At 59.5% G+C, this 21,106-nt stretch carries 20 protein-coding genes; 7 read left to right on the forward strand and 13 right to left on the reverse strand.

The window, feature by feature from the left end:
- Window positions 1–303: 303 nt before the first annotated feature.
- Both AOZ07_RS07075 and AOZ07_RS07080 read left to right on the forward strand, forming a co-directional pair.
- Window positions 304–813, forward strand: a complete 510-nt coding sequence (locus tag AOZ07_RS07075) for a GNAT family N-acetyltransferase (protein ID WP_075972439.1) — start codon at window positions 304–306, stop codon at window positions 811–813.
- 68 nt (window positions 814–881) lie between these two features.
- The gene (locus tag AOZ07_RS07080; RefSeq protein ID WP_060701367.1) at window positions 882–1,358 is read left to right on the forward strand and encodes an SRPBCC domain-containing protein; all 477 of its coding nucleotides are present in this window, start codon (window positions 882–884) and stop codon (window positions 1,356–1,358) included.
- 13 nt (window positions 1,359–1,371) lie between these two features.
- On the opposite strand, the gene AOZ07_RS07085 is transcribed toward AOZ07_RS07080, so the two are convergent.
- From AOZ07_RS07085 to AOZ07_RS07110, 6 genes are all read right to left on the reverse strand, one after another.
- Window positions 1,372–1,965, reverse strand: coding sequence for a dihydrofolate reductase family protein (locus tag AOZ07_RS07085; protein WP_060701368.1), 594 nt, complete (start codon window positions 1,963–1,965; stop codon window positions 1,372–1,374).
- Window positions 1,966–2,061: 96 nt separating this feature from the next.
- Window positions 2,062–2,754 carry a hypothetical protein gene (locus tag AOZ07_RS07090; RefSeq protein WP_060701369.1) on the reverse strand — a complete coding sequence of 231 codons (693 nt, stop codon included), beginning with the start codon at window positions 2,752–2,754 and terminating at the stop codon, window positions 2,062–2,064.
- A 118-nt stretch (window positions 2,755–2,872) separates the two neighbouring features.
- Window positions 2,873–3,331 (reverse strand): MarR family winged helix-turn-helix transcriptional regulator, encoded by a 459-nt coding sequence (locus AOZ07_RS07095; protein WP_060701370.1) that lies wholly within the window; start codon window positions 3,329–3,331, stop codon window positions 2,873–2,875.
- A complete protein-coding gene (locus tag AOZ07_RS07100) occupies window positions 3,315–4,448 on the reverse strand; it encodes an LLM class flavin-dependent oxidoreductase (RefSeq protein ID WP_060701371.1) in 1,134 nt (377 codons plus the stop codon). Before AOZ07_RS07100 ends, AOZ07_RS07095 begins: the two co-directional genes overlap by 17 nt.
- Window positions 4,449–4,653: 205 nt before the next feature.
- On the reverse strand, window positions 4,654–5,328 hold the full coding sequence (locus AOZ07_RS07105) for a response regulator (RefSeq protein WP_060701372.1): 675 nt from the start codon (window positions 5,326–5,328) through the stop codon (window positions 4,654–4,656).
- A 9-nt stretch (window positions 5,329–5,337) separates the two neighbouring features.
- Entirely contained in the window at window positions 5,338–6,687 is a 1,350-nt protein-coding gene (locus tag AOZ07_RS07110) for a sensor histidine kinase (RefSeq protein ID WP_194943826.1), read from the reverse strand.
- Between the two features lie 137 nt (window positions 6,688–6,824).
- Here AOZ07_RS07110 and AOZ07_RS07115 point away from each other — a divergent pair, with 137 nt between their 5' ends.
- The 4 genes from AOZ07_RS07115 (at window position 6,825) to AOZ07_RS07130 (ending at window position 9,753) form a co-directional block, all read left to right on the forward strand.
- On the forward strand, window positions 6,825–7,742 hold the full coding sequence (locus tag AOZ07_RS07115; RefSeq protein WP_060701374.1) for an ATP-binding cassette domain-containing protein: 918 nt from the start codon (window positions 6,825–6,827) through the stop codon (window positions 7,740–7,742).
- 4 nt (window positions 7,743–7,746) lie between these two features.
- Entirely contained in the window at window positions 7,747–8,541 is a 795-nt protein-coding gene (locus tag AOZ07_RS07120) for an ABC transporter permease subunit (protein WP_060701375.1), read from the forward strand.
- A gap of 53 nt (window positions 8,542–8,594) precedes the next feature.
- Window positions 8,595–9,047 (forward strand): DUF6153 family protein, encoded by a 453-nt coding sequence (locus tag AOZ07_RS07125; RefSeq protein WP_060701376.1) that lies wholly within the window; start codon window positions 8,595–8,597, stop codon window positions 9,045–9,047.
- 91 nt (window positions 9,048–9,138) lie between these two features.
- On the forward strand, window positions 9,139–9,753 hold the full coding sequence (locus AOZ07_RS07130) for a DUF305 domain-containing protein (RefSeq protein WP_060701377.1): 615 nt from the start codon (window positions 9,139–9,141) through the stop codon (window positions 9,751–9,753).
- A 91-nt stretch (window positions 9,754–9,844) separates the two neighbouring features.
- On the opposite strand, the gene AOZ07_RS07135 is transcribed toward AOZ07_RS07130, so the two are convergent.
- From AOZ07_RS07135 to mgrA, 5 genes are all read right to left on the reverse strand, one after another.
- Entirely contained in the window at window positions 9,845–10,267 is a 423-nt protein-coding gene (locus AOZ07_RS07135) for a DoxX family protein (RefSeq protein ID WP_060701378.1), read from the reverse strand.
- Entirely contained in the window at window positions 10,260–10,679 is a 420-nt protein-coding gene (locus AOZ07_RS07140; RefSeq protein WP_060701379.1) for an organic hydroperoxide resistance protein, read from the reverse strand. Before AOZ07_RS07140 ends, AOZ07_RS07135 begins: the two co-directional genes overlap by 8 nt.
- Window positions 10,680–10,726: 47 nt before the next feature.
- Window positions 10,727–11,167: a MarR family winged helix-turn-helix transcriptional regulator gene (locus tag AOZ07_RS07145; protein WP_194943827.1), complete on the reverse strand. Its 441-nt coding sequence runs from the start codon at window positions 11,165–11,167 to the stop codon at window positions 10,727–10,729.
- Between the two features lie 180 nt (window positions 11,168–11,347).
- Window positions 11,348–14,695, reverse strand: a complete 3,348-nt coding sequence (locus AOZ07_RS07150) for an efflux RND transporter permease subunit (RefSeq protein ID WP_060701380.1) — start codon at window positions 14,693–14,695, stop codon at window positions 11,348–11,350.
- Between the two features lie 196 nt (window positions 14,696–14,891).
- Window positions 14,892–15,923, reverse strand: coding sequence for an L-glyceraldehyde 3-phosphate reductase (gene mgrA, locus AOZ07_RS07155; protein WP_060701381.1), 1,032 nt, complete (start codon window positions 15,921–15,923; stop codon window positions 14,892–14,894).
- A gap of 518 nt (window positions 15,924–16,441) precedes the next feature.
- Here mgrA and AOZ07_RS07160 point away from each other — a divergent pair.
- Window positions 16,442–17,476 (forward strand): Ltp family lipoprotein, encoded by a 1,035-nt coding sequence (locus tag AOZ07_RS07160; RefSeq protein WP_236995288.1) that lies wholly within the window; start codon window positions 16,442–16,444, stop codon window positions 17,474–17,476.
- 137 nt (window positions 17,477–17,613) lie between these two features.
- On the opposite strand, the gene AOZ07_RS07165 is transcribed toward AOZ07_RS07160, so the two are convergent.
- Together AOZ07_RS07165 and AOZ07_RS07170 are read right to left on the reverse strand one after the other, a co-directional pair.
- On the reverse strand, window positions 17,614–19,104 hold the full coding sequence (locus tag AOZ07_RS07165; protein ID WP_194943828.1) for a malate:quinone oxidoreductase: 1,491 nt from the start codon (window positions 19,102–19,104) through the stop codon (window positions 17,614–17,616).
- 78 nt (window positions 19,105–19,182) lie between these two features.
- A complete protein-coding gene (locus AOZ07_RS07170) occupies window positions 19,183–21,027 on the reverse strand; it encodes an ABC transporter substrate-binding protein (protein WP_194943829.1) in 1,845 nt (614 codons plus the stop codon).
- Between the last annotated feature and the right edge of the window lie 79 nt (window positions 21,028–21,106).

Consider the following 21,106-nt stretch of genomic DNA (forward strand, 5'->3'; position numbering starts at 1 on the left):
GGCGATCGCCCCGTTGGCAAGCCGTAACTGCCCCTGGAATCGCTCTTCACCTGAGGCAACTCGATCGAGGCAGTGGCGGGATCGATGCGGGCTTCAAAGTCGAATAAACGGGATCGACGCCTTGCCCCCCGTTGCATTCACGGCGAATTTCATGGCCAAAAGTGAACCCCAGGTGAACAATCTTTCAGTGCTTTTAACCTGTTGGCATTGGTCGTAAAGACTTCAGGTTTCGTGCCAGTTAAGAATCGATCAAAACACCGGCTGAATTTTCCTCGGTCGGCGAGGTTTGGTAGGTTTGCGATCATGCATATCCGTCCTGAAGTCTTCGATGACCGTGCAGCGGTGTATGCAGTAACGCATGCTGCTTTTGCTGGAATCGACCCGATGGTTGAGCCCGAGGAAGTCGGATTGCTTCAGAATCTGTTCGACTGCGAAGAATATGACTCGCGCTTCTCCCTGGTTGCCCTTGACGATTCAGTGGTCATTGGCCACGTCATTGCCACCTGGGGCATCATCAACGGTGAACCCCTGCTGGGGCTTGGCCCGCTGGCTGTTGCCCCGGAGTACCAGCATCGTGGTGTAGGATCGATCTTGATGCAAAGCATTCATGACCGGGCCGAGGCGGAATCCCTGAGCGGTATCGTCCTGTTGGGCGCCCCTGGATATTATCGCCGTTTCGGGTACGAACCGGCTGAAGCCCGCGGGATTGCCCCGAGCGATAGCAGCTGGGGCGAGCACTTCATGGTGCGCGTATTCAATGAATCAAAACTGCCTCAAGGCGGATTCCACTACGCCAAGCCATTCGGTGTTTGACTAAGCAATCAGCTGGGAAAAGTTCTGCAGGTATTGAATGGATATGGCATCTGGCGTAAACATGGAACATGTCATCAGATGAAGAGCTAGAACAACTGTCATTTACCGTTTCGGGATTCATTTCCAGGGCGGTGACCCAGGTTTATGAGGCCGTCGCAGATCCGGCGCAACTGTCGAGCTACTTCACGACCGGTGGGGCGGAAGGCCGGTTGGAGGCCGGAACAACAGTCTCCTGGGACTTCCACGATTTCCCCGGCGCGTTCCCGGTGAAGGTGGTCGACACCGAATTTCCCCGCAGGATCGTCGTGCAGTGGGGCGCAGAGCATGCCACTGCTGAAGACCAGATGACCACGGTGACGTTCGAATTCACCTCGGTGGATGACAGCACCAGAACCAAAGTGGAGATCACCGAAAGCTCGTGGCAGGCCAACCCCGCCGGCGCCAAGGCGGCCTTTGGCAATTGCATGGGATGGACCGGCATGCTGGCCGCGATGAAAGCCTGGCTGGAGCACGGGATCAACCTCCGAGAGGGCTTCTACAAATAAATCCCAGCAGTTCCTAGCGCCGACGCCGGTAGTACACGTGAGTGGCCAGCGTTGTTTCGCGACGCGAGTACCGGTCCATGTGGGTTTCGATATTTTCTACGGTGATGGCTTCGCCTCGCCCCAACTTGATGGGCGCAATATGAAGCCGCAGCTCGTCGATGAGGCCCGCGTTCAGGAACTGCACGATGGTGTTGGCGCCACCGGCGATGGCCACTGGCTGTTCGCCAGCAGCTTCCTGCGCCTCGGAGAGCGCTTCGTGGATTCCCTCGGTGACGAACTGGAAGCTGGTCCCGCCGTCGAGGCGAATCAGCGGCCGGGGGTGGGTGCTGAGCACAAAAACCGGCGCATGGTATGGCGGGTTATCTCCCCACCAGCCGGTCCAGTCCGTTGCATGATGGCCAGGAGGCGGACCGAACATGTGGCTGCCCATGATGAACGCGGCGGCTTCGGTGATTGCCGCGATTTCCTCGGCATTTTCTTCGGTGCGCTCGAATTGCCAGCGGTGCAGTTCTTCTGCGCCCTCGCCGAGAGGGAACTGCATGCTCTGATGGGGTCCTGCGCAAAATCCATCAGAAGATACTGTCACATCGCAAGTAACTGGCCCCATCGCCTACTCCTCAAATCATCAACCGCAGTACTGGTTCTGCAGATATTCCTACAGTGAACCGGTCACCGCGCAGAAGCAAGCAGTATTGGGCGATGATTATTTTTCGGAGCTGTCCTGTTCATTGTCGCTGGAGCCATTCCACAGCGTTGAGGAGTGCTTCTTGATGAGTGCAGCCTCTAAGAGCATGGCCGCTTTGCGGTGGACGCACGGCACCCACCGCACTTCCAGATTCAACCGGTCGATGGCTCGACGCGCCATGCGTTCTACGCTCTCGGGGCGACCGGCTTCGGCCTCGTGGACGAATTGGGCCAGCCATGCTGAATCGGCCAACGCCAAATTCATGGCATACTTTCCAAGGCCCGAGGTGGCGCCCATGCCGCTGGAGTAGACCTTCAAGCGTCCACGCAGGCCCTTGCCGTTTCGCTCGCCGGCTTGCCCGATGTACAGCGGCGGACTCTGCTCCTGGCCGCGTTCCCGGACGACATAGACTCCGGGCAGAACTGGCGCTTGTTCGGCGGACTGTTCGAAGGGGATCCACTCGGACCATTCCAGCGCATCGAGGGTGGCATCATCGATGGGGAGCAGCGGTGCGTCTATGCCGGGCGCCCCAGCAAATTGCAGTTGCTGCAACAGGCTTGGGTGCAGATGCCAATTTCCGCCGGGCTTATTGGGGACTTGCACCGCGCCCTTGGGGCGATGCTTTCTCAGGTAGCTTCGGAGATCCTTGGTTTCGACGCCGAGTTGGCTGGCTGCTACGTCGAGGCTCAGCAGCTGCTCGTCCTTCAACAATGATCTTCCTTCTGTTTTGAACTGAACTTTCAAGCAACGTGCGTGCCTGCTCCCATGGTGCAAGAATACCCGGCAGGAAGGGTGCTGTACCCAATCCTGCCGGGCGATCTCCCGGGGATTATTGAACTGCGCGACGCAATTTGCTGCTCAAGCGGTTCAACTCGAGGAATTCTTCTTCGGATAATGCCGTGCCCAGCAGCTCGTGCAGATGCTTCACATGCTCGCGGCCGATCTCTTGCTGCAGTTTCAGCCCCTTGTCTGTCAGCGAGAGCCGGGTGGCCCGATGGTCCACCGGGTCTGGTTCGCGCACGACCAGGCCTTGGTCTTCCAGCCGCACGACCATGCGGCTCAAGCTGGGCTGGGAAATAAGCAGCTGCTTGTTCAGCTCAACCATGCGGCTCTTGCCACCCGGGCAGGTGCGCAAGTTGAACAGCACGTCGTATTCGCGCATGGACAGCTTGCCGAACTCCGGCATGGCGGTGATCTGGCGCATGACCGCCACCTGCGCCCGGAAGAGGGACTCCCAGGCATCGGTAGTGACCTTCAAGGAGGCTACAGCTTTACTGGTCCCGGTCACTTGCTACTGGCTCCTCGGTATCTGCTACGTCAGCTTCCAGTTTAGCCCGGCGCGCGGCGACCAGTCCTTCATGCGTCGGGGCCGGGGCCAGGTCGGCTGGTTCCCGCGACTCCATTTCCTTGCGCAGTTCAGGCAGAACGAATTCGCCAAACATGTCGAGCTGGTTCAGCACCGTCTTCAACGGCAGGCCGGCGTGGTCAACGAGGAAGAGCTGGCGCTGATAGCTGCCGAAGTATTCCTGGAAGGTCAGGGTCTTTTCCAGTACCTGCTGCGGCGACCCAACGGTCAGTGGCGTCTGGGCTGTGAAGTCCTCCAAGGAAGGACCGTGTCCGTAGACCGGGGCATTATCGAAGTACGGGCGGAATTCCTTGACCGCCTGCTGCGAGTCCTTGGCCATGTAGAACTGTCCGCCCAGTCCGACGACGGCCTGGTGGGCCTTGCCGTGGCCGTAGTGCTCGTAGCGTTCGCGGTAGAGGTTGATCAGCTGCTGGTAGTGCTCCTTTGGCCAGAAGATGTTGTTGGCAAAGAACCCGTCGCCGTAGTAGGCCGCGATCTCGGCTACTTGCGGGGTGCGGATGGAACCGTGCCACACGAAGGGAGCCACATCATCCAGGGGGCGAGGCGTCGAGGTGAAGTTCTGCAGGGGAGTGCGGAACTTGCCCTCCCAGTTCACGACATCTTCATCCCACAGGCGGCGCAGCAGGTTGTAGTTCTCAACGGTCAGGTTCACCGAGTCCTGCATGTTCTTGCCGAACCACGGGTAGACCGGGCCGGTGTTGCCGCGTCCGAGCACCAGATCCACGCGCCCGCCAGACAGGTGCTGCAACATCGCGAAGTCTTCGGCAATTTTGACTGGATCATTGGTGGTGATCAGCGTGGTGGCCGTGGAGAGGATGATTCGCTCGGTTTGCGCGGCGATGTAGGCCAGCGTGGTAGTTGGGGAGGAAGAGAAGAACGGGCGGTTGTGGTGCTCGCCTATGGCATAGACATCCATGCCGATTTCTTCGACCTTCTTGGCGATGGCCACCGATGCGTCGATGCGTTCTTTTTCGGTGGGGATGCGGCCGGTGGTGGGGTCGCGGGTGATATCGCTGACTGAAAATACTCCGAACTGCATGTCCACTCCTGCTTGTTGTTGAGATGTTGCGGTGTGCGCCTATATTCAATTTATATGCGTATGCATGTAATAACAAGTTGATGCGTCAAATATTCCCGGGCGTGGGTAGTGCGATGGGACACAAGGCCGCCATGGCCACGGCATGGACGGCAGAAGGCCAAGGTTGCTGCAGGGGAGAATACATGGAGGCAGTGGTCAGCAGCGGCTAGTCTTGCTGGTTGACCATGCCGCTCTGATACGCGATCAAAGCCGCTTCAACGCGATTGCGCACACCGAGCTTGAGCATAATCGAGGTCATATGCCCCTTGACGGTGGCAGGAGTTAGCACCAGCTCTCCGGCGATTTCCGCATTTGAATCCCCGGCCCCGACAAGCGACAAGACATCACGTTCACGCGGCGTGAGCTGTGCAATCAGCGAAGTGGCCACGGTGTGCCGCCCATGATCCAGGCTGCGAACCTTGTCGACCAGGCGCTTGGCGATGCGCGGGGAGAGCGCCGCGGCGCCATCGGCTACCGAATGGACCGCCCCGATCAACTCTTCGGGGCTGGAACTCTTGAGCATGAACCCGGCCGCACCGCCGGCCATGGCGCGATCGATATACTCTTCCTCGCCAAAAGTTGTCAGGATCAGCACCTTGGCCTCCGGGTCCTGGGCCAGGATGCGCTCCATCGCACCGAGCCCATCAAGCTGGGGCATGCGGATATCCATCATGGTCACCTGGGGGCGGAGCCGAGCTGCCAGTTCGATAGCGCGGATCCCATTCTCTGCTTCGCCCAGGATCTTGATCCCCGGGTCGCTGGCGAGGATGGTCCCAAGCCCTGCGCGGATCAGCGGATCATCATCAACAAGCAGTAGCCCTACCGGATGTTCTGTGCTCATGTATTGATCCTATGACGCGGGGTAGAGGTGGTCGGCGGATATCAGGACATCATCCGAGAAGCAGAGCCGGAACATCTCGCTGCCCAGGTCCAGCACCCCGGTGCGCGCAGCGTAGTACCGGCACTGGCCGCTGGCCGGCAGCCGGGATTCATCGATCACCGGAAGAGGCTGGTCCAGACCCTTGGCCTGGACATGCTCAGCGACTTCCTCCCGGGTCATCCCCGTCGCGAGCTGCTGGAAATCAGCCGGGCTCAACGCCGTGGCCCGGAAGGTCGCCAACTGCAAAAAGTACAGGCCCAGCACCATGGCCGCAACCGCAAGGACGGGCACAAGAACCAGCAGCCATCGTGAAGAAGCCTTGCCGGACCCCGGCTCCGGCGGCAACCCGGAATCCGGCTGGAACCGGCCGATCGTGGCCACCACTTCAAAGAAATCATCGGAACGGTTCACGCGCAAGGATCCGCCATGCAAGGCTAATGCCGCGCGCAGGGTGCGCAGGCCCGTGGCCCCGGACCGCGCCGGCGGCGGGGAACCGTCCAGCGGATTGCTGATCCGCAAGGTCATGGGATCCGCACTGCTATCAAGCTCCACGTCCACCAGATGATGCGGCGCGTATTTGGCAGCATTGGTCAGCGCCTCCTGCAGCACCTGATGCAGGACAGCGCCGGTAAGCGAGCCAGGCTGGGCTGCGGGGTCCGAACCTGTCACCTGGTAGTTGATCTGCATGCCCCGGCTGCGCGCCTGGGCTATCAGCCTTTCCAGGGAATGCTCCTGGGGGCTCAACGATGCATTCTGATTCGGATCATGAAGCACTTCAATAATCTCGTGCAGGTGCTCAACGGCCTGATCAGCCTGGGCACGGATGCGCACGGCGAACTGGTAAGCCTCCGACTCCCTGTCCAGGGCCATCTGCAACCCACCGGTAGACAGTGCCAACAGCGCCATGTCATGCCCCAATTGGTCATGCATCGCCTCGGCAATGCGCGCTCTTTCGCGAAGCCCGGCCTGGATCACTGCATGGTGGCGTTCCTGGGCCCGGAAGGACAATGCATTGCGCCTGGCCCGTCCCGCCCACCAGGGCAATAGGACGAACAAGACCACCCCGGTCGAGAGATTCAAGGCAAAGGTCAGCACGCTGACATCAGTGGAAAAAATAAGCGTAATCCCCGCAGCGAGCGCTCCGGCCGCCAAGGCAATGATGCCATGGACCACCGAGTCCACGCGGCGCCCCGCAAAAAAGCTGCCGACGGCGGCTAGCGGAGCCAGGAACAGCCACGCTCCGCTGGTAGACAGCGGAAGCAGGTACGCGCTCAGCGCGAGAACGATGAGCAGCAGGACCTGCTTCCACTGGATAGCCATGATGATCATGCTACGCAAGACCAGTGGAAGCTGACACCGACCAAAGTCGGGGGAGCCCGACCCGGAACTGCCGACCATCAGCCGGTGTGCCCGGCTTTGCGCGATGACAGAGTTGAGCCCAGGAAAAGGAGTTCACCATGATCAAGCTCGAAGCACTCACCAAGGACTACGGCAACACCCGCGCCGTCAACGAACTGAGCGTTGAGATTCAACCGGGAAGGGTCACCGGTTTCCTCGGACCCAATGGAGCCGGCAAATCCACCACCATGCGCATGATTCTCGGCCTGGACGCTCCTACCAGCGGCCAAGCCCTGGTCAACGGGCAACGCTACGGCCAATTGGCTTACCCCATGCATACGGTGGGAGCCCACATCAGCGGCACGGCCGGGCATCCGGGGCATACGCCCAGGACATTCCTGCAGGCGCTGGCCCAAAGCAACCGCATCTCCAAGAATCGAGTCGACCAGGTGCTCGAAGAATCCGGACTGGCAACCGTGGCCTCCAAGCGCATCGGGGGTTTCTCCCTGGGCATGCGCCAGCGCCTTGGCATCAGCGCCGCATTGCTCGGCGACCCGCAAGTCCTCATCCTCGATGAGCCGATGAACGGGCTGGATGCACAAGGCATCGCATGGATCCGGCAAATGATGCGCACCCGGGCCGAAAACGGGGGAACAGTCTTTGTCTCCAGCCACTTGATGAGCGAAGTGCAGCAGGTAGCCGACCAGCTGATCCTCATCGGCCGCGGCCAGCTCATCGCTAATGCCGCCACCGAGCAGCTCATCACCGAGTTCACGCAACAGGTTGTCACCGTGCGCTCGCCGCAAGTCCAGGCGCTCGCCGAGCTGCTCGGGCAACAAGGTGTCCAGGTGCAGCCCGCGGGAGCTCAAGCAGTACGGGTCACGGGCCTGGCGGTGGAAGAAATCGGGGCGCTGGCCTTTGCCCAGCACATCGAATTGCACGAATTGAGCGCTGCCCGCGGTTCGCTGGAATCGGCTTATAACCAGCTGACCCACGACTCGATGGAATTCACCGCACCATCCCCAGCAAGGAGCTGAACCCATGAAAACACTTGATCTTGTTCCGAAGCGCCAGGTATCCAGCGTTGGCCCGTTGCTTGCTGCGACGCGAGCCGAAATCACGAAGTTCCGCGGCTCGCGTTCTCTCACCGGATTGTACGCAGCAGGAATCCTCGCCACGATTGCGCTGGGCTGGCTGCTGGGCGCCAGCGCCAAGGCCAGCGGCGACAACGGCTTCGACACCGCGATACCCGCGCCATTGCTGGTCTTTGCCACGCTGCAGTTCGGGCAGCTGTTTTTTGCTGCGGCAGCGGCGCTGCACATGACCGGCGAGTACTCCAGCGGCACCATCACCAGCACCTTGCAGGCGGTGCCACGCCGCGGAATCATGGTGGGCTCCAAGGCTTTGGTCCTGGGCACACTCGGCATGGCCACCGGACTGGTGCTGATTCCGGTGGCCACGATTCCCACTGCCTTGGGCGCCGGGCAGTACGGACAATTTGCCTTCGCGGATCTGTTCTCGGCTTCCCTGGGGGCAGGAACCTATTTGGCCCTGCTGAATCTGATGGTGCTCGGGCTGGGACTGCTGTGCCGGAATTCGGCCGGAGCCCTTGTCTCGCTCATTGCCCTCGTGCTTTGCCTGCCGCAAATCCTCCAGCTGATACCCATGGACTGGGTGCAGACGCTGATCCAGTACCTGCCGACGAATGCTGCAACTTTCATGGCCACAGGTGCCACCGAACCTTATGGGCCAGCGATGGCGTTCGTGATTCTTGTAGCGTGGAGTGCTGCGCTGCTGGGTGCTGGCACGGTGGCCTTGAAAAAGCGCGACGCCTAGGCTCACACCGCTTGCACAGGAATTCTGGTCCACTACAGGGTTCGAATTTCGATATGGTTGTGGGTATGGGTAGCAAGAGCAACGCGATGCAACAAGGACAAAGGCGGATTCCTCCTTTGGCCTTGTTGCAATTGGCTTTGCTCGTTGGCGCCGTATTTATCGGATTGCTCTCGATGCATGTCTTGATGTCTCCGACGACGCCAGCGGCGGCACCGATGAGCTCGTCCGGGCAGGGCATGATCGCTCATTCTTTGGCCCATGATTCCGATATGGTGCCAGCTGGCGGCGACGAAGGCCACGGGTGTGAAGAGTGCCCGATGGATCATGAAATGTCGGCTGCCGGATGCGTCCTCGCGTTGCTGGCTTTGCTGCTGTTTCTGCGTCCGCCGGGAATTCTGTCACGTGGCAAGAAGTTGGCGATGAGCCCGGAGGCTTTGACGCTTTGCCGCCCGCGGTTCCTTCCATCCAGGCCGGACCTGATGGCTTTGGGGATCTGTCGAACGTGATGAGCTGGCAAGCGCCTTGTCGCTTGCCTGCACATTTTTTGTGCCCACTTCGAGCGGCACTTTAATCTTTCACGCAACACAGGAGAATTCCATGAAGCACAAGACCTTATGCGTTGGCGCCCTGGCGCTGAGCACCCTTATCGCGCTGACCTCATGCGCAGCAGATCAAGGCCAGGAAGCCCAGGCCACATCCGAATCCCACGGATCGGAACACCAGATGCCATCACCGTCGGCGCCGGCTGCCGGTGAGGCCAATGCCGCGGACATGAGCTTCGCCAGCGGCATGAAAGCGCACCATGAACAGGCCTTGGAGATGTCCACGGACCTGCTGGGCAAAGAGCAGATCCCGGGCGAGGTCAGGCAGCTGGCGGAACAGATCAAATCCGCGCAGACCCCGGAAATCGAGCTGATGGAGCGCTGGCTGTCCGGATGGGATATGCCAGAAGGCATGGACCACGGGCAGATGAATCACGACGAGGGAATGATTTCGCAAGAGGACATCACGTCGTTGAAGGAGGCCACCGGCCCCACGGCAGCAAAACTGTTCCTTGAGCAGATGATCGCGCATCACGAGGGCGCGGTCGAGATGGCCGAGACGGAGATTGCCGATGGCTCGTACCCCGAGGCCATCGAATTGTCCAAGAATATTGTTGAATCCCAGACCCAGGAAATCCAGGAGATGAAGGACCTGTTGAGCACGCTCTAGCCACAGCGCTGGATCATCGGGGAATGAACAGGGGTGTGGGGCGGGTTCCAGATGGAACCCGCCCCACACCCCTGAAATCTCCCGAGCGCCCCTAGCTCTTGGTCCGGAGCTGATCCCGGTCGCGCCATGCGCCGGTGCCCCACAGAGCCAGGGCGATGAGCACCGGCTGGAAGAAGAGCCGGGCTAGCCGCTTGCCCTCGGTGTCGAGCCCAAAGGCATCCCGGTGCTCAAGCAGCTGGGCAATGTTGCCAGGGAACACGGCAACGAAGAACAAGGCAACGATCCAGCCGACGTGCACGCGCTTCTTGAGCAACGCCAGCAAGGAGACGCCAAGCCCCACCTCGGCCACCCCCGAGACGATGACCACCAGATCCGGATCCAGCGGAAGGCTCGGCGGAACCTGAGCCTGGAACTCTTCGCGGGCAAAGCTCAGGTGGCTGATGCCGGCGTAGGCCAGGAACGCGCCCAATGCCAGCCGGGCTGCGTGCCTCGGGTTGCTGAGCTGTCTAGTCATCGGAGACTGTGACGGTGACGTCGATGTTTCCGCGGGTGGCGTTGGAGTAGGGGCAGACGGCGTGGGCTGCGTCGGCAAGCTCCTGCGCTGCTTCGTGGTCCATGCCCGGGATGACAACTTCAAGCTCAACCGAGAGCTTGTAGCCTTCGCCTTCGCGGTGCAGGCTGACCCGTCCGCCGACACTGGAATCCTCAACCTTGATTTTGCGGGCGCGGGCCACGGTGTTCAGTGCCGAATGGAAGCAAGCCGAATAGCCTGCGGCAAAGAGCTGCTCCGGGTTGGTGCCGATGCCGCTGCCGCCCAATTCCTTCGGGGCAGTGAGGACCAGGTCAAGACGTCCGTCCGGGGTCTGGGCGCGGCCCTCGCGTCCCTGGCCGGTGGATAGTGCTTCTGCGGTGTACAAGGTTTCCATTGTTCTGCCTTTCTTAGGGGTGGACGTTCTTCGGGGACCGCCGGGATTCAGCGGTCCGCCAGGGGGAGGGTTTGCATCGTTTGGGTGATTCGATGAAGCGAATTCACGAGCGCTGTGGCGCTTTCGACGTCGGGAAGCCCCGTGCCGCAGGCGATTTGTTCTGGGATATGTGCCAATTCCTGGCGCAGATCAGTCCCCGATTGGGTCAGCGCCACGTTGACGACCCGGCTGTCGGCTTCGCTGCGCTGCCGCTGGATGTAGTCTTTGCTTTCCAGGCGCCGCAGCAGCGGAGAGAGCGTCCCGGAATCAAGCTGGAGCATATCGCCGATTTCCCGCACCGGCTTTGGCCCTTCATTCCACAACACGACCAGCACCAGGTACTGGGTGTAGGTCAGCTGCCAGGGGGCCAAGAGCTCCGCGTACGCCCTGTTGGTTGCCCGGCTTGCCGAGTACAGGGAGAAGCACACCATCTCATCAACTATCGCCATGAGACAATGGTTGCACACAATTGAATTGTGCACAACTTAAAATTGCAAGAAAGTGCACGCCTCCGTTTTTGCCTTGAATTCCGGCGGGGGAATGACGGAAATTGCCTGTCGAAAATAGCCCAGGGCGAAGAACAAGCGAGGCGGAAACCTCCAAAAAGGTTTCCGCCTCGCCTGTTCCGGTCAGGAATCTTCTGCAGAATCCTTGGCCGACTTACTGATCATCTCTTCGATAGCCCGCCGTTCCTTGCGCGTCGTGGGAATCTGGCCGGTGAAAGGGTGGACCACCGAAGCGCCGGGCCCCGCATCTGGCTGGGGGTTGCGGACCGTGGTTTCCGGTGCCTTGGAAGCCGCGCGTGCCGCCGGGGCAGCCGCGGCGGGCGTAGCGATCTTGGCGCTGGCAGTATCCATGGCCACAGCTAGATCTGCAGCGTCGGTGCCCTGTTGTGCCGAATGCTTGCGGTTGGCACGGCGCACAGCGCGCTTTTCCTTGCCCGACTCGACCAGGCGGTAGAGCACCGGAACCAGAACCAGGGTCAGCAGGGTAGAGGAAACCAAGCCGCCGATCACCACGACAGCCAGCGGCTGCGAGATGAATCCGGATTGGCCGGTCAGTCCAAGGCCCATCGGAATCAGCGCGAAAATGGTGGCCAGCGCAGTCATCAAAATCGGGCGCAAACGCTGGCGGGCACCGTGCATGATCGCGTCGTTCAAGCTCATCGCCGGACGCTCTGGTGTTGCCACGCGGTACTGGTTGATCAAGTCGATGAGCACGATGGCGTTGGTGACGACAATGCCCACCAGCATCAGCATGCCAATCAGCGACGGCAGGCCCAGCGGGATGCCCGAGATCAGCAGCAGCCCGATGGCGCCGGTGGCAGCAAACGGAATGGATACCAGCAGAACCAGCGGCTGGATCAGCGACTTGAACGTCGCCACCATGATCACGTAGACGATGGCAATCGCTGCAAGAAGTGCCAGATACAGCTGGTTGAAGGATTCCGCCTGCTCTGTGGCCGCGCCGCCAACCTCTGCGCTGGCACCCTGGGGTAGCTCAACGGTGTCCAGGGTCTTGGCAACCGCCGTCGAAACCCTGCCCAGCATGTTCTCTTCGGGAGTCAGCGTCACCGTGGCAATGCGTTCTCCGTTGGAGGTCGTGACCTGCTGGACCACGTTGGCGCGATCCACCTTGGCAAGATCCTGCAGCTCTTGCACGCCGGTGGCCGTCGGGATCTTCAGCTCGCGCAGCTTCTGCAAGCTGTCCAGCTTCAGGCCCTCGCCGATCTGCACCGTCAGATCCGTGTAATCCAGGCGCAGCGTGCCAGCGGGGACAGGGGAGACCTGGCCCGCCACCATGGAAGCCAACTGCGACTCGGTCAGCCCGGCGGCAGCGGCCTGATCGGCATTGATGTCGATAGATACCTGTTCGCGTTCTGCCGAAAGGTTATCGGTGATGCCCGTGACGTGGGCGGTATCCTTCAACGCCTCGCGCATCTGCTGTGTAGCCTCGCGCAGCAGTGCCTCGTCCGGAGCCTTGATCTGCACGGTGACATCGCTGGAAGCCATGGCCGAGGAATTGGAGCCAAAGGTGACGTTCATGTCCTTCGAGAGATCGAGTCCCTCAACCTGCTGGCGCACCGTGTTGGCCAGCGCTTCCTGGTCATCGTCGGGGTCGGTGATGGCCGTGAAGCTGGCGGTATCCGAGCCCGACGCGAACATGGCAGCCATGCCGCTGGCGGTGCCCACCGTCATCTGCACATCTTCAACGCCATCGATCTCGCGCAGCTTCGATTCGATCTTTCCCGCTTCTGCCACCGTGGTGTCCAGGGCCGTGCCGGAAGGCATCTTCGCGGTCACGCTGATCGAGTTTTCACCGGTGGAACCCAGCAGGTTGGTATTGAGCAAGGGCGTCATGGCGACGGTGCCGGCAAGAATGAGCACCGAGGCCAGCAGGGTGATCACCGGATGCTTCTGCGTGGACTTCAGCACCGGCAGGTACGCGCGCTGCATCCAGGACTTGTCCTCGGCGACGTGAACCGTGCGCGCCTTATCGGTTCCCGGGCGATGCGGAAGGAACCAGTAGGCAAGGACCGGGACGATCGTGAGCGACACCAGCAAGGAAGCGAGCAGCGCAATGGTCATGGTCAAGGCAAACGGGCTGAACAGCTCGCCGGCCATGCCGCCGACCAGGGCAATGGGGAGGAAGACCGCAACAGTGGTCAACGTGGCTGCGGTAATAGCCCCGGCAACTTCCCTGACGGCCAGCAAGATGGACTGCGCCTTGGATTCGCCGAAGGACAAATGCCGCTTGATGTTCTCGATGACCACAATCGAGTCGTCAACCACTCGGCCGATGGAGATGGTCAGCGCACCGAGGGTCAGCATGTTCAGCGTGTAGCCGAAGACGTTCATGCCGATGAAGGTGACCATCAGCGAGAGCGGAATCGAGATGGCGGTGACCAGCGTGGAACGTACCGAGAAGAGGAAGACCAGGATGATGATGACAGCAAAGCCCAAGCCGAGGGCGCCTTCGATCGCCAGGTGGCTGATCGAGTCCTCGATGAAGGGCGCCTGGTCGAAAATCGTGGTCATGGTGGCCTTGTGGCCTAATTCCGATTCAAGGTCGGCGACCATGGCCGCTACCGCGTGGGAGATCGCGACAGTATCGCCATCCGGGGTTTTGGTGACCGAGATGGACAGCGTTTCCTCGCCATTGGTGCGAGTGACGCTGGTGGCGTCATCGGCCTTCACCGAGACGTCGGCAACGTCCTTGAGCAGCACCGGTCCGTTGTCGGTGACCAGGGGAATGTCCTTGATGGCATCCAAGTTATCCGGGGTGGATCCGGCAATGACCGGAAGTTCCAATCCGTCCACGTCCATATTGCCCACAGGGATGGGCGAGCCGGCATTTTCAATGCCGTCCTTGAGATCTCCGACATTCAGCCCTGCGCGAGTCATCTCGCTGTCCTTGGGGATCACGGCGATGTGCTGGGAGGCGCCGCCGGACACGGAGGCTTCGCGCACCCCGTCGATTTTCTGGAGCTTGGGAAGCGCAATGCGCTCGACATCGTCATTGAGCGCGTCGAGGGACTCATCGGATGACACCGCGAGCATCAGAACCGGCAGATCGGCAATGGAGCCAGCCAAGGCAGTGGGCTCGACACCGTCTGGCAATTGCTGCTTGGCGTTGGAGATGGCGCGCTCCACCTGTGAGCGGGCGCGGTCCATGTCGGTCCCGTATTCGAAGGTCAATGCGATGCGGGTGAAGCCGGCCTGCGAGGTAGCGCTGGATGATTCAAGCCCTTCAACCGCCTGCAAGGCTGTTTCCAGCGGGGCAGCGACCTGTTCATCGATGACCTCGGGGCTGGCACCCATCTGGGTGGCCATGACCGAGATCTGGGGGAACTCCAGGGACGGGATCAGTTCCTGTTTCAGTGATCCCATGGAGATCACACCGAACACAGCGGCGAAGATCGTGACCAGCGCAATGAGCGCCCGGTTCTTCAATGACAAGATGGCCAAGCGTTGCATGCGGGTGTAGTCCTAGCTAGGTCGCAGTACGGAAGAGGGCTTGGCATTAATTCTATGTGGTTGTTGAAGCACAACTGTCCGTTCTGAGGCCAAATGGGCAAAGATCATCCGAGAGGAGTAGTACTACAGCAAAACCCCTTGAACGCGGTCGCGCTCAAGGGGTTCCAGCTGTGTCAGAAGTGCGCAGCCAAGCAGATTATGCCCGGACGTTTCCTCCTGATTCTGCGGCGAACTGGTCGATGGCGGCCAATTCTTCGGCCGAGAACTCGAGATGATCGACTGCGGCCAGCGAATCTTCCAGCTGCTTCACGCTGGAAGCGCCCACCAGTGCGGAGGTGACCGGAGTGCCGACCGGCTGGTCGCGCAGAAGCCATGAGATCGCCATTTGAGCCAAGGTCTGCCCGCGCTGTTCCGCGATGCCGTTGAGCCCGCGGATGCGGTTCAGGATTGGCTCGGTAATGGCGGATTCGGAAAGGAAGCGCCCCTTGGTGGCGCGGGAGTTTTCTGGAATGCCGTTCAAGTACCGGTTGGTGAGCAAGCCCTGGGCCAGCGGGGAGAACGCGATTGATCCGGCGCCAGCCTGTTCCAGGGCTTGGAACAGATTTGGTTCCCCGGCTTCGGTCCACCGGTTGAACATGGAGTAGCTCGGCTGGTGGATCAGCAGCGGGGTTCCCAGCTCCTTGAGGATTCGCGCAGCTTCAAGGGTCTGCTCGGGGGAGTACGACGAAATGCCGGCGTAGAGGGCCTTGCCGGAACGCACCGCCTGATCAAGCGCCCCCATGGTTTCTTCCATTGGGGTTTCCGGGTCGGGCCGGTGGCTGTAGAAGATGTCCACATATTCCAGTCCCATGCGCTCCAACGACTGGTCAAGGCTGGAGAGCAAGTATTTGCGCGAGCCGCCATCCCCGTAGGGTCCCGGCCACATGCGGTGCCCGGCCTTGCTGGAGATGACCAGCTCATCGCGGTAGGGCTTGAAGTCCTGGGCAAGGTGACGCCCGAAATTGGTTTCGGCCGTGCCATCCGGGGGACCGTAGTTATTTGCCAGATCGAAGTGCGTGACGCCAAGGTCAAAGGCGCGGCGCAGGATTGCATTCTGCTCGTCGAAGCGCTTGTCATCACCGAAGTTGTGCCACAGGCCCAGTGAAATCGCGGGAAGTTTCAGGCCGCTTCGTCCAACGCGGCGGTACGGCATGGATTCATAGCGGTTTTCCGCTGCGGAGTAAGACATTGATACCTTTCAGCAATGCGTCTGGCGTGTTTTGTGCCAAACAGCATTTCCGAGAATACCGGTAATAAGTGACCTGCGACTCCATCTTCCTGAACAAGTCGTGACTCGTGAAACCCCGGCACATGTATTGGTGAACCCCGTAGCATTGCTGGCGGTTCCATCAGGCGGTGTCGACCTCGCTCAGTCAAGACGTCGCTAGGAGCACTGCAAGGCAATTTTATTCAGTTCAGGACTGATGCGCTCCTACCCAGATGCGAACGTTCAAGGCCTGAACTATTTCTGTCCATGATCCGATAAATAGAGACAGGTCGAGGCCATAATGGAATGTATTTGATTAAAATGCGCACGTAATAGAAAAAGTCTCGCGAACCAGAATATTCTGAAATGCAACTATAAACCGGGAAATAATTGAGATGCAGTTGGCTGATCTTCTTGTGTGTTATTGAAGTGTTCGTACTTTGAAACTGAATTTATTTTTCTTTAGTTCTACAAAATGTCCGTGAAGGGACGTACGCTTAGTGCTACTTGAATGGGAGCAATTTTTGCCATCAAGTTCATTCGCGATTTGTTCCAAGGAGGATGCGTTGTCTATTCGCTTCAATCCACCGCCAGCCTGGCGGCCATACCTTCCAAATGACTTTAATCCCGATGTCGCGTGGATTCCTGAGCGGTCATGGGGTGCTCCACCAGTGGGGTGGCCATTGTGGATAGATAGCGGTACAGGTCAAGCCGCCGAGCCCCCAATCGAATATTCACAGAATCCCTATTTGTTTATCTCAGTCATGCCTGATTGGAAAGCTGAAGAGAGCGCATCAACTGAGGCGAAACAAAACGGGCAAGAAGCTGGGGAGGGCAGAAAACGACTCAGCCGTGGAAAGAAAATTGGGCTAGGCGTTGCGAGCGGAATCGTCATCATCATGATCATCGCCGCGCTCAGTGGAGGCGGAGATGACGGAGGAATCGCACCTGTTGCGGGCGCCAGTGCCAGCCCTTCGGATGCTGTTGCGAGCGCGGAAAATTCCGAAGATCCTGTTGCTGCTTCTTCTCAAGATTCACAAGCCGAAGAAAGCGCTAAAGCTGCGGCAGAAGCAAAAGCAGAGGAAGAAAAAGCCGCCGCGAGTTCCGAAGCTGCAGCTGAAGAAAAAGCCCAAGCTGAGGCTGATAAGAAAGCGGAAGCTGAAGCAAAGGAAAAAGCAGAAAAAGAAGCAAAGGCTAAAGAAAAGGCCGAAGCCGAGGCGGCAGCCAAAGCGGAAGAGGAATCTGGTACCGTTAGCCAACAGAATGCACTGGGAAAAGCGGCGGATTACCTGGATTACACCGCGTTCTCAAAGTCGGGACTTGTTGACCAGCTTGAATTTGAGGGTTTTTCTAAGAGTGATGCGACGTGGGCCGTGGAACGATTGGACGTTGATTGGAATGAACAAGCTGCCATAAAGGCCGCAGATTACTTGGACTATTCATCGTTCTCAAAATCGGGCTTGATTGACCAATTGATGTTTGAGGGGTTTACAAAGAAGCAAGCGACATACGGAGTGGGAACAACCGGCCTATAGTGTCAACCAACATTGCCCGACCAAGGGATGAACCGGATGTGTTGAATGCATTGATCTTAGTATAGTTCCAGGACTCAAGGGCCCAAGGCTAAGGGCCCGCCCACCTGACGGTGGGCGGGCCCTTAGCGATGCTGATATTAATTCAGGCCCAATACCTTATCGGTGGCTGCCTTGACCTCGGCGTAAAGTGCCGGGTTTTCGTTCAGCTTCTGGCCGTAGGAAGGAATGACGTCCTTCAGCTTCGACTCCCAGCCCGCGAACTGCTTCGGGAAGCAGCGCGAGAGCAGGCCGATCATGATCGGGGTAGCAGTGGAGGCTCCAGGTGAAGCGCCGAGCAGGCCGGAGATGGTGCCGTCCGAAGAGGTGATGACCTCGGTGCCGAACTGCAGCACGCCGCCCTTCTTGGCATCCTTCTTGATGACCTGTACGCGCTGGCCCGCGGTGATCAGTTCCCACTGGGAACCATCGGCGGCCGGGAAGTACTCGGCCAGTGCCTCGTCCTTCTTGGCGCGGGACTTGAGAACTTCCTTGATCAGGTAAGTGGTCAGGTCCAAGTTGTCCTTGCCGACAGCCAGCATCGGGATGATGTTGTGCGCACGCAGCGACAGCGGCAGGTCCAGCTGGCCGGTGGACTTCAGGAAGTTCATGGAGAAGCCGGCATAAGGGCCGAACATCAAAGAGCGCTTGCCATCAACAAAGCGGGTGTCCAAATGAGGCACCGACATTGGAGGGGCGCCCACCGATGCCTGGCCGTAGACCTTGGCGTTGTGCTGGTCGATGACCGACTCGTCGGTGCAACGCAGGAACTGGCCGGAGACTGGGAAGCCGCCGAAGCCCTTGATCTCGTCAATGCCGGACTTCTGCAGCAGCGGCAAGGCGCCGCCACCGGCGCCAACGAAGACGAACTTGGCCTTGACGTTCTTGACTGCGCCTGAGGCCTTGTCCTTCACGGTCAGTTCCCAGCCGGCACCGGAGCGCTTGAGGTTCTGAACCTTGTGCCCGTAGTTCACCGAGGCGCCAGCGGCGCTCAGCGAGTTGGTCAGGTCGCTGGTCAGCCGGCCGAAGTCAACGTCGGTTCCTGCCACAACGCGCGAGGCCGCTACGGTCTGCGAAGCATCGCGTCCCTGGGCAACCAGTGGAGCCCACTGGTTGATGGTGTCCAGCTCGGTGGTGAATTCCATGTCTTCGAAGAGCGCGTTAGGCTTCAAGGCCTCATAGCGGGTCTTCAGGTACTTGGAGTGGTCTTCGCCGATAACGAAGGACATGTGGGGCAGTGCGTTGATGAAGCTGTTGTCAGCTGCGCGCTTGTTCTCCACGGCCCAGGAGAAGAACTGGCGGGAGATCTGGAACTGCTCGTTGATGCCAATGGCCTTGGCTGGATCAACTGAACCGTCCGCCGCGGCCGGTGCGTAGTTCAACTCGCACAGGGCCGAGTGGCCGGTTCCAGCGTTGTTCCAAGGGGAGGAGGATTCCTGCCCTGCCTGGTCCAGGTTCTCAAAGAGACCAATAGACCAAGTTGGTTCCAGCTGGTTGATCAGAGTGCCAAGGGTGGCACTCATGATGCCGGCACCGATTAGTACTACGTCAAAAGATTCGGTTGACGTTTCAGAAGGCACGAGGATCTCCATCGACAGTGATACTTTGCTCTATCCCAGAGTAGACCTAACCCCCCTAGGGTCAGAAATCCATAACTGGGTTAACGGTCATTAACTTGAGATGGCTGGAGAATTCGTCATCTGGACGTCGGCGAAGCATTCGTTGAGCATCGGAGATGGCGGATAGAAGGTGACATTTCCGTTAAATGCCAGCGCAGAGATTGGAAATACCAGCGGCAGCAGGGGGAGGTCCTCGTCCAGCGTTTTCAAGATGCTCGCGTAGGCTGCGGTGCGTTCTTCGCCCGACGGGATCGATCGAGCGAGCATGATTTGTGAGTCAAGTAACGTGGACTTGTATCCGAACTCATTGCCCTTGTTGGCCAAGATGCCCGAAAGGAAGTCGTCGGCTGACCGGTAGCCGCCAGAAAAACCGAGCAGGTGCAGCCCGTTGAACTCGCTTGACAGGACAGTTTTGGCATAGCCGTCGGTCCAGGCGATGGGACGGGGCTTGATCCGGATGCCCGCCTGGGCGAGATCTTCAGCGATTTGCGCGAAGGTGCGTTCAGGCAGCGGCAAGTAGTTGCGCGAGACCCGCAGCGGGTAGGCGAACTCGATTTCCTCGCCCTTGTAGCCAATCCCGGCCAGCAGCTCCTTGGCCAAGGCCACATCATGAGTTGCGGTGTCCTCTGGGTTCGGAATGCTCAGTGATGGAGGCAGGATGGTTGCCGCATATTTGGAGCCCTGGATGAACAACTTGTCGGCCAGTGAGCTTCGGTTCACTGCGTGGGCTATTGCATGGCGGAATTCTGGCTTGGCCAGCCAATGGTTGCGCTGGTCCATCCCGAGATACAGCACGGAAAAAGGGTCACGCTGCACGACGACCTTGGCGCTTCGCACCAGGGTGCGCATGGTGTCCACCGAAACCATGTCAAAACCGTCAATCTCATCGGCCAGCAGGGCGCCTTCTCGATTATAGGGAGAGGGAATGGAAGAGACGAGAACGACTTCAGGATGCTGCTTGTTGTCGGTCAAGCGTGCCTGATTCCAGTAATCGGCAAAAATCTCCAGCCGGACAACGTCATTTTCGAGGGAAACGAATTTATAAGGACCGGTGCCCATGGGCTTGGCAGTCAACGATTGCGCAGGGTTGTCCTTGGGGCCTCCGGTGAGCGCGCTCGGAGCGGCAATCGCCAAGCCCGGAAGCGTCAGGGCTTCAATCAGGCCCGGCAGCCGGCGCCGCAAGTTCAGGGTTACGACATAGGTATCAGTGGCCTTGATGGATCTGAAGTGGCTTGCAGAACCACCCTCGGATTTGCCTTTGAAAAGATCCGTGGTGAATTGCTTCTGCAGGTCGGCCAGTTCCTGGAGGCGCTGCTGCTCTGCTGCGAGTTCTTCAGGGGTGGCGTTCTCTTTTTCCTTGGCCGGGATTTCAAGATCCTTGGCCTTGGGCAGTGTGGGAATGTTGTTGTCGTAGTGGAATACGCCGAAGAAACCCTGCGTTGACTGTCTGCTCAGCGATGCCGGGAGCGATTCCCACCGCTTGAAGTTCGCAACTACCGCCTGGGCATTGAGTTCGGTGCCGTCATGAAAATGCACGCCTTGCCGCAAGGTGAAGGTGTAGGTCAGGCCGTCATTGCTTTCAGTCCAGGATTCGGCCAATCCAGCGACAGCTCCGCCGGTATCCGGATCAATATCGATCAGCGTTTCATAGACCTGGCGCGTGATGCGGAAGGACTCGTTGTCGGCCACAATGGCCGGATCGAGCTTGATGGGGGGAGCGGCGGCTGCCAATCTCAGGGTGCGAGGAGCCGGCTTGGCGGACGCGCTAGCTGCAGCGGTGCTTGAGGCCGTGCCCGCGGTGTTTCCAGTGCAAGCAGTTAATGCCAGCGCAGTTGTCGCTAATGTACCGGTCAGCACCGCGCGTCGAGATACGAAACCTAGTGGCAAATCGGGCACTGGGATGGCTCATCTTCCTCTTAGCAAGCAGTTGGCAATTCCACGCACCACCAGAACCGGTGGTGATGTATTGGTATTT

It is taken from the genome of Glutamicibacter halophytocola (assembly GCF_001302565.1).
GTDB lineage: Bacteria > Actinomycetota > Actinomycetes > Actinomycetales > Micrococcaceae > Glutamicibacter > Glutamicibacter halophytocola.

Excerpts from the sequence above, each read along its gene's own strand:
- AOZ07_RS07075 (WP_075972439.1), top strand. The coding sequence starts at position 304 with ATGCATATCCGTCCTGAAGTCTTCGATGACCGTGCAGCGGTGTATGCA.
- AOZ07_RS07080 (WP_060701367.1), top strand. The coding sequence starts at position 882 with ATGTCATCAGATGAAGAGCTAGAACAACTGTCATTTACCGTTTCGGGA.
- AOZ07_RS07085 (WP_060701368.1), bottom strand. The coding sequence starts at position 1,965 with ATGGGGCCAGTTACTTGCGATGTGACAGTATCTTCTGATGGATTTTGC.
- AOZ07_RS07100 (WP_060701371.1), bottom strand. The coding sequence starts at position 4,448 with ATGCAGTTCGGAGTATTTTCAGTCAGCGATATCACCCGCGACCCCACC.
- AOZ07_RS07105 (WP_060701372.1), bottom strand. The coding sequence starts at position 5,328 with ATGAGCACAGAACATCCGGTAGGGCTACTGCTTGTTGATGATGATCCG.
- AOZ07_RS07110 (WP_194943826.1), bottom strand. The coding sequence starts at position 6,687 with ATGGCTATCCAGTGGAAGCAGGTCCTGCTGCTCATCGTTCTCGCGCTG.
- AOZ07_RS07115 (WP_060701374.1), top strand. The coding sequence starts at position 6,825 with ATGATCAAGCTCGAAGCACTCACCAAGGACTACGGCAACACCCGCGCC.
- AOZ07_RS07120 (WP_060701375.1), top strand. The coding sequence starts at position 7,747 with ATGAAAACACTTGATCTTGTTCCGAAGCGCCAGGTATCCAGCGTTGGC.
- AOZ07_RS07125 (WP_060701376.1), top strand. The coding sequence starts at position 8,595 with ATGGTTGTGGGTATGGGTAGCAAGAGCAACGCGATGCAACAAGGACAA.
- AOZ07_RS07130 (WP_060701377.1), top strand. The coding sequence starts at position 9,139 with ATGAAGCACAAGACCTTATGCGTTGGCGCCCTGGCGCTGAGCACCCTT.
- AOZ07_RS07135 (WP_060701378.1), bottom strand. The coding sequence starts at position 10,267 with ATGACTAGACAGCTCAGCAACCCGAGGCACGCAGCCCGGCTGGCATTG.
- AOZ07_RS07140 (WP_060701379.1), bottom strand. The coding sequence starts at position 10,679 with ATGGAAACCTTGTACACCGCAGAAGCACTATCCACCGGCCAGGGACGC.
- AOZ07_RS07145 (WP_194943827.1), bottom strand. The coding sequence starts at position 11,167 with ATGGCGATAGTTGATGAGATGGTGTGCTTCTCCCTGTACTCGGCAAGC.
- AOZ07_RS07150 (WP_060701380.1), bottom strand. The coding sequence starts at position 14,695 with ATGCAACGCTTGGCCATCTTGTCATTGAAGAACCGGGCGCTCATTGCG.
- mgrA (WP_060701381.1), bottom strand. The coding sequence starts at position 15,923 with ATGTCTTACTCCGCAGCGGAAAACCGCTATGAATCCATGCCGTACCGC.
- AOZ07_RS07165 (WP_194943828.1), bottom strand. The coding sequence starts at position 19,104 with ATGGAGATCCTCGTGCCTTCTGAAACGTCAACCGAATCTTTTGACGTA.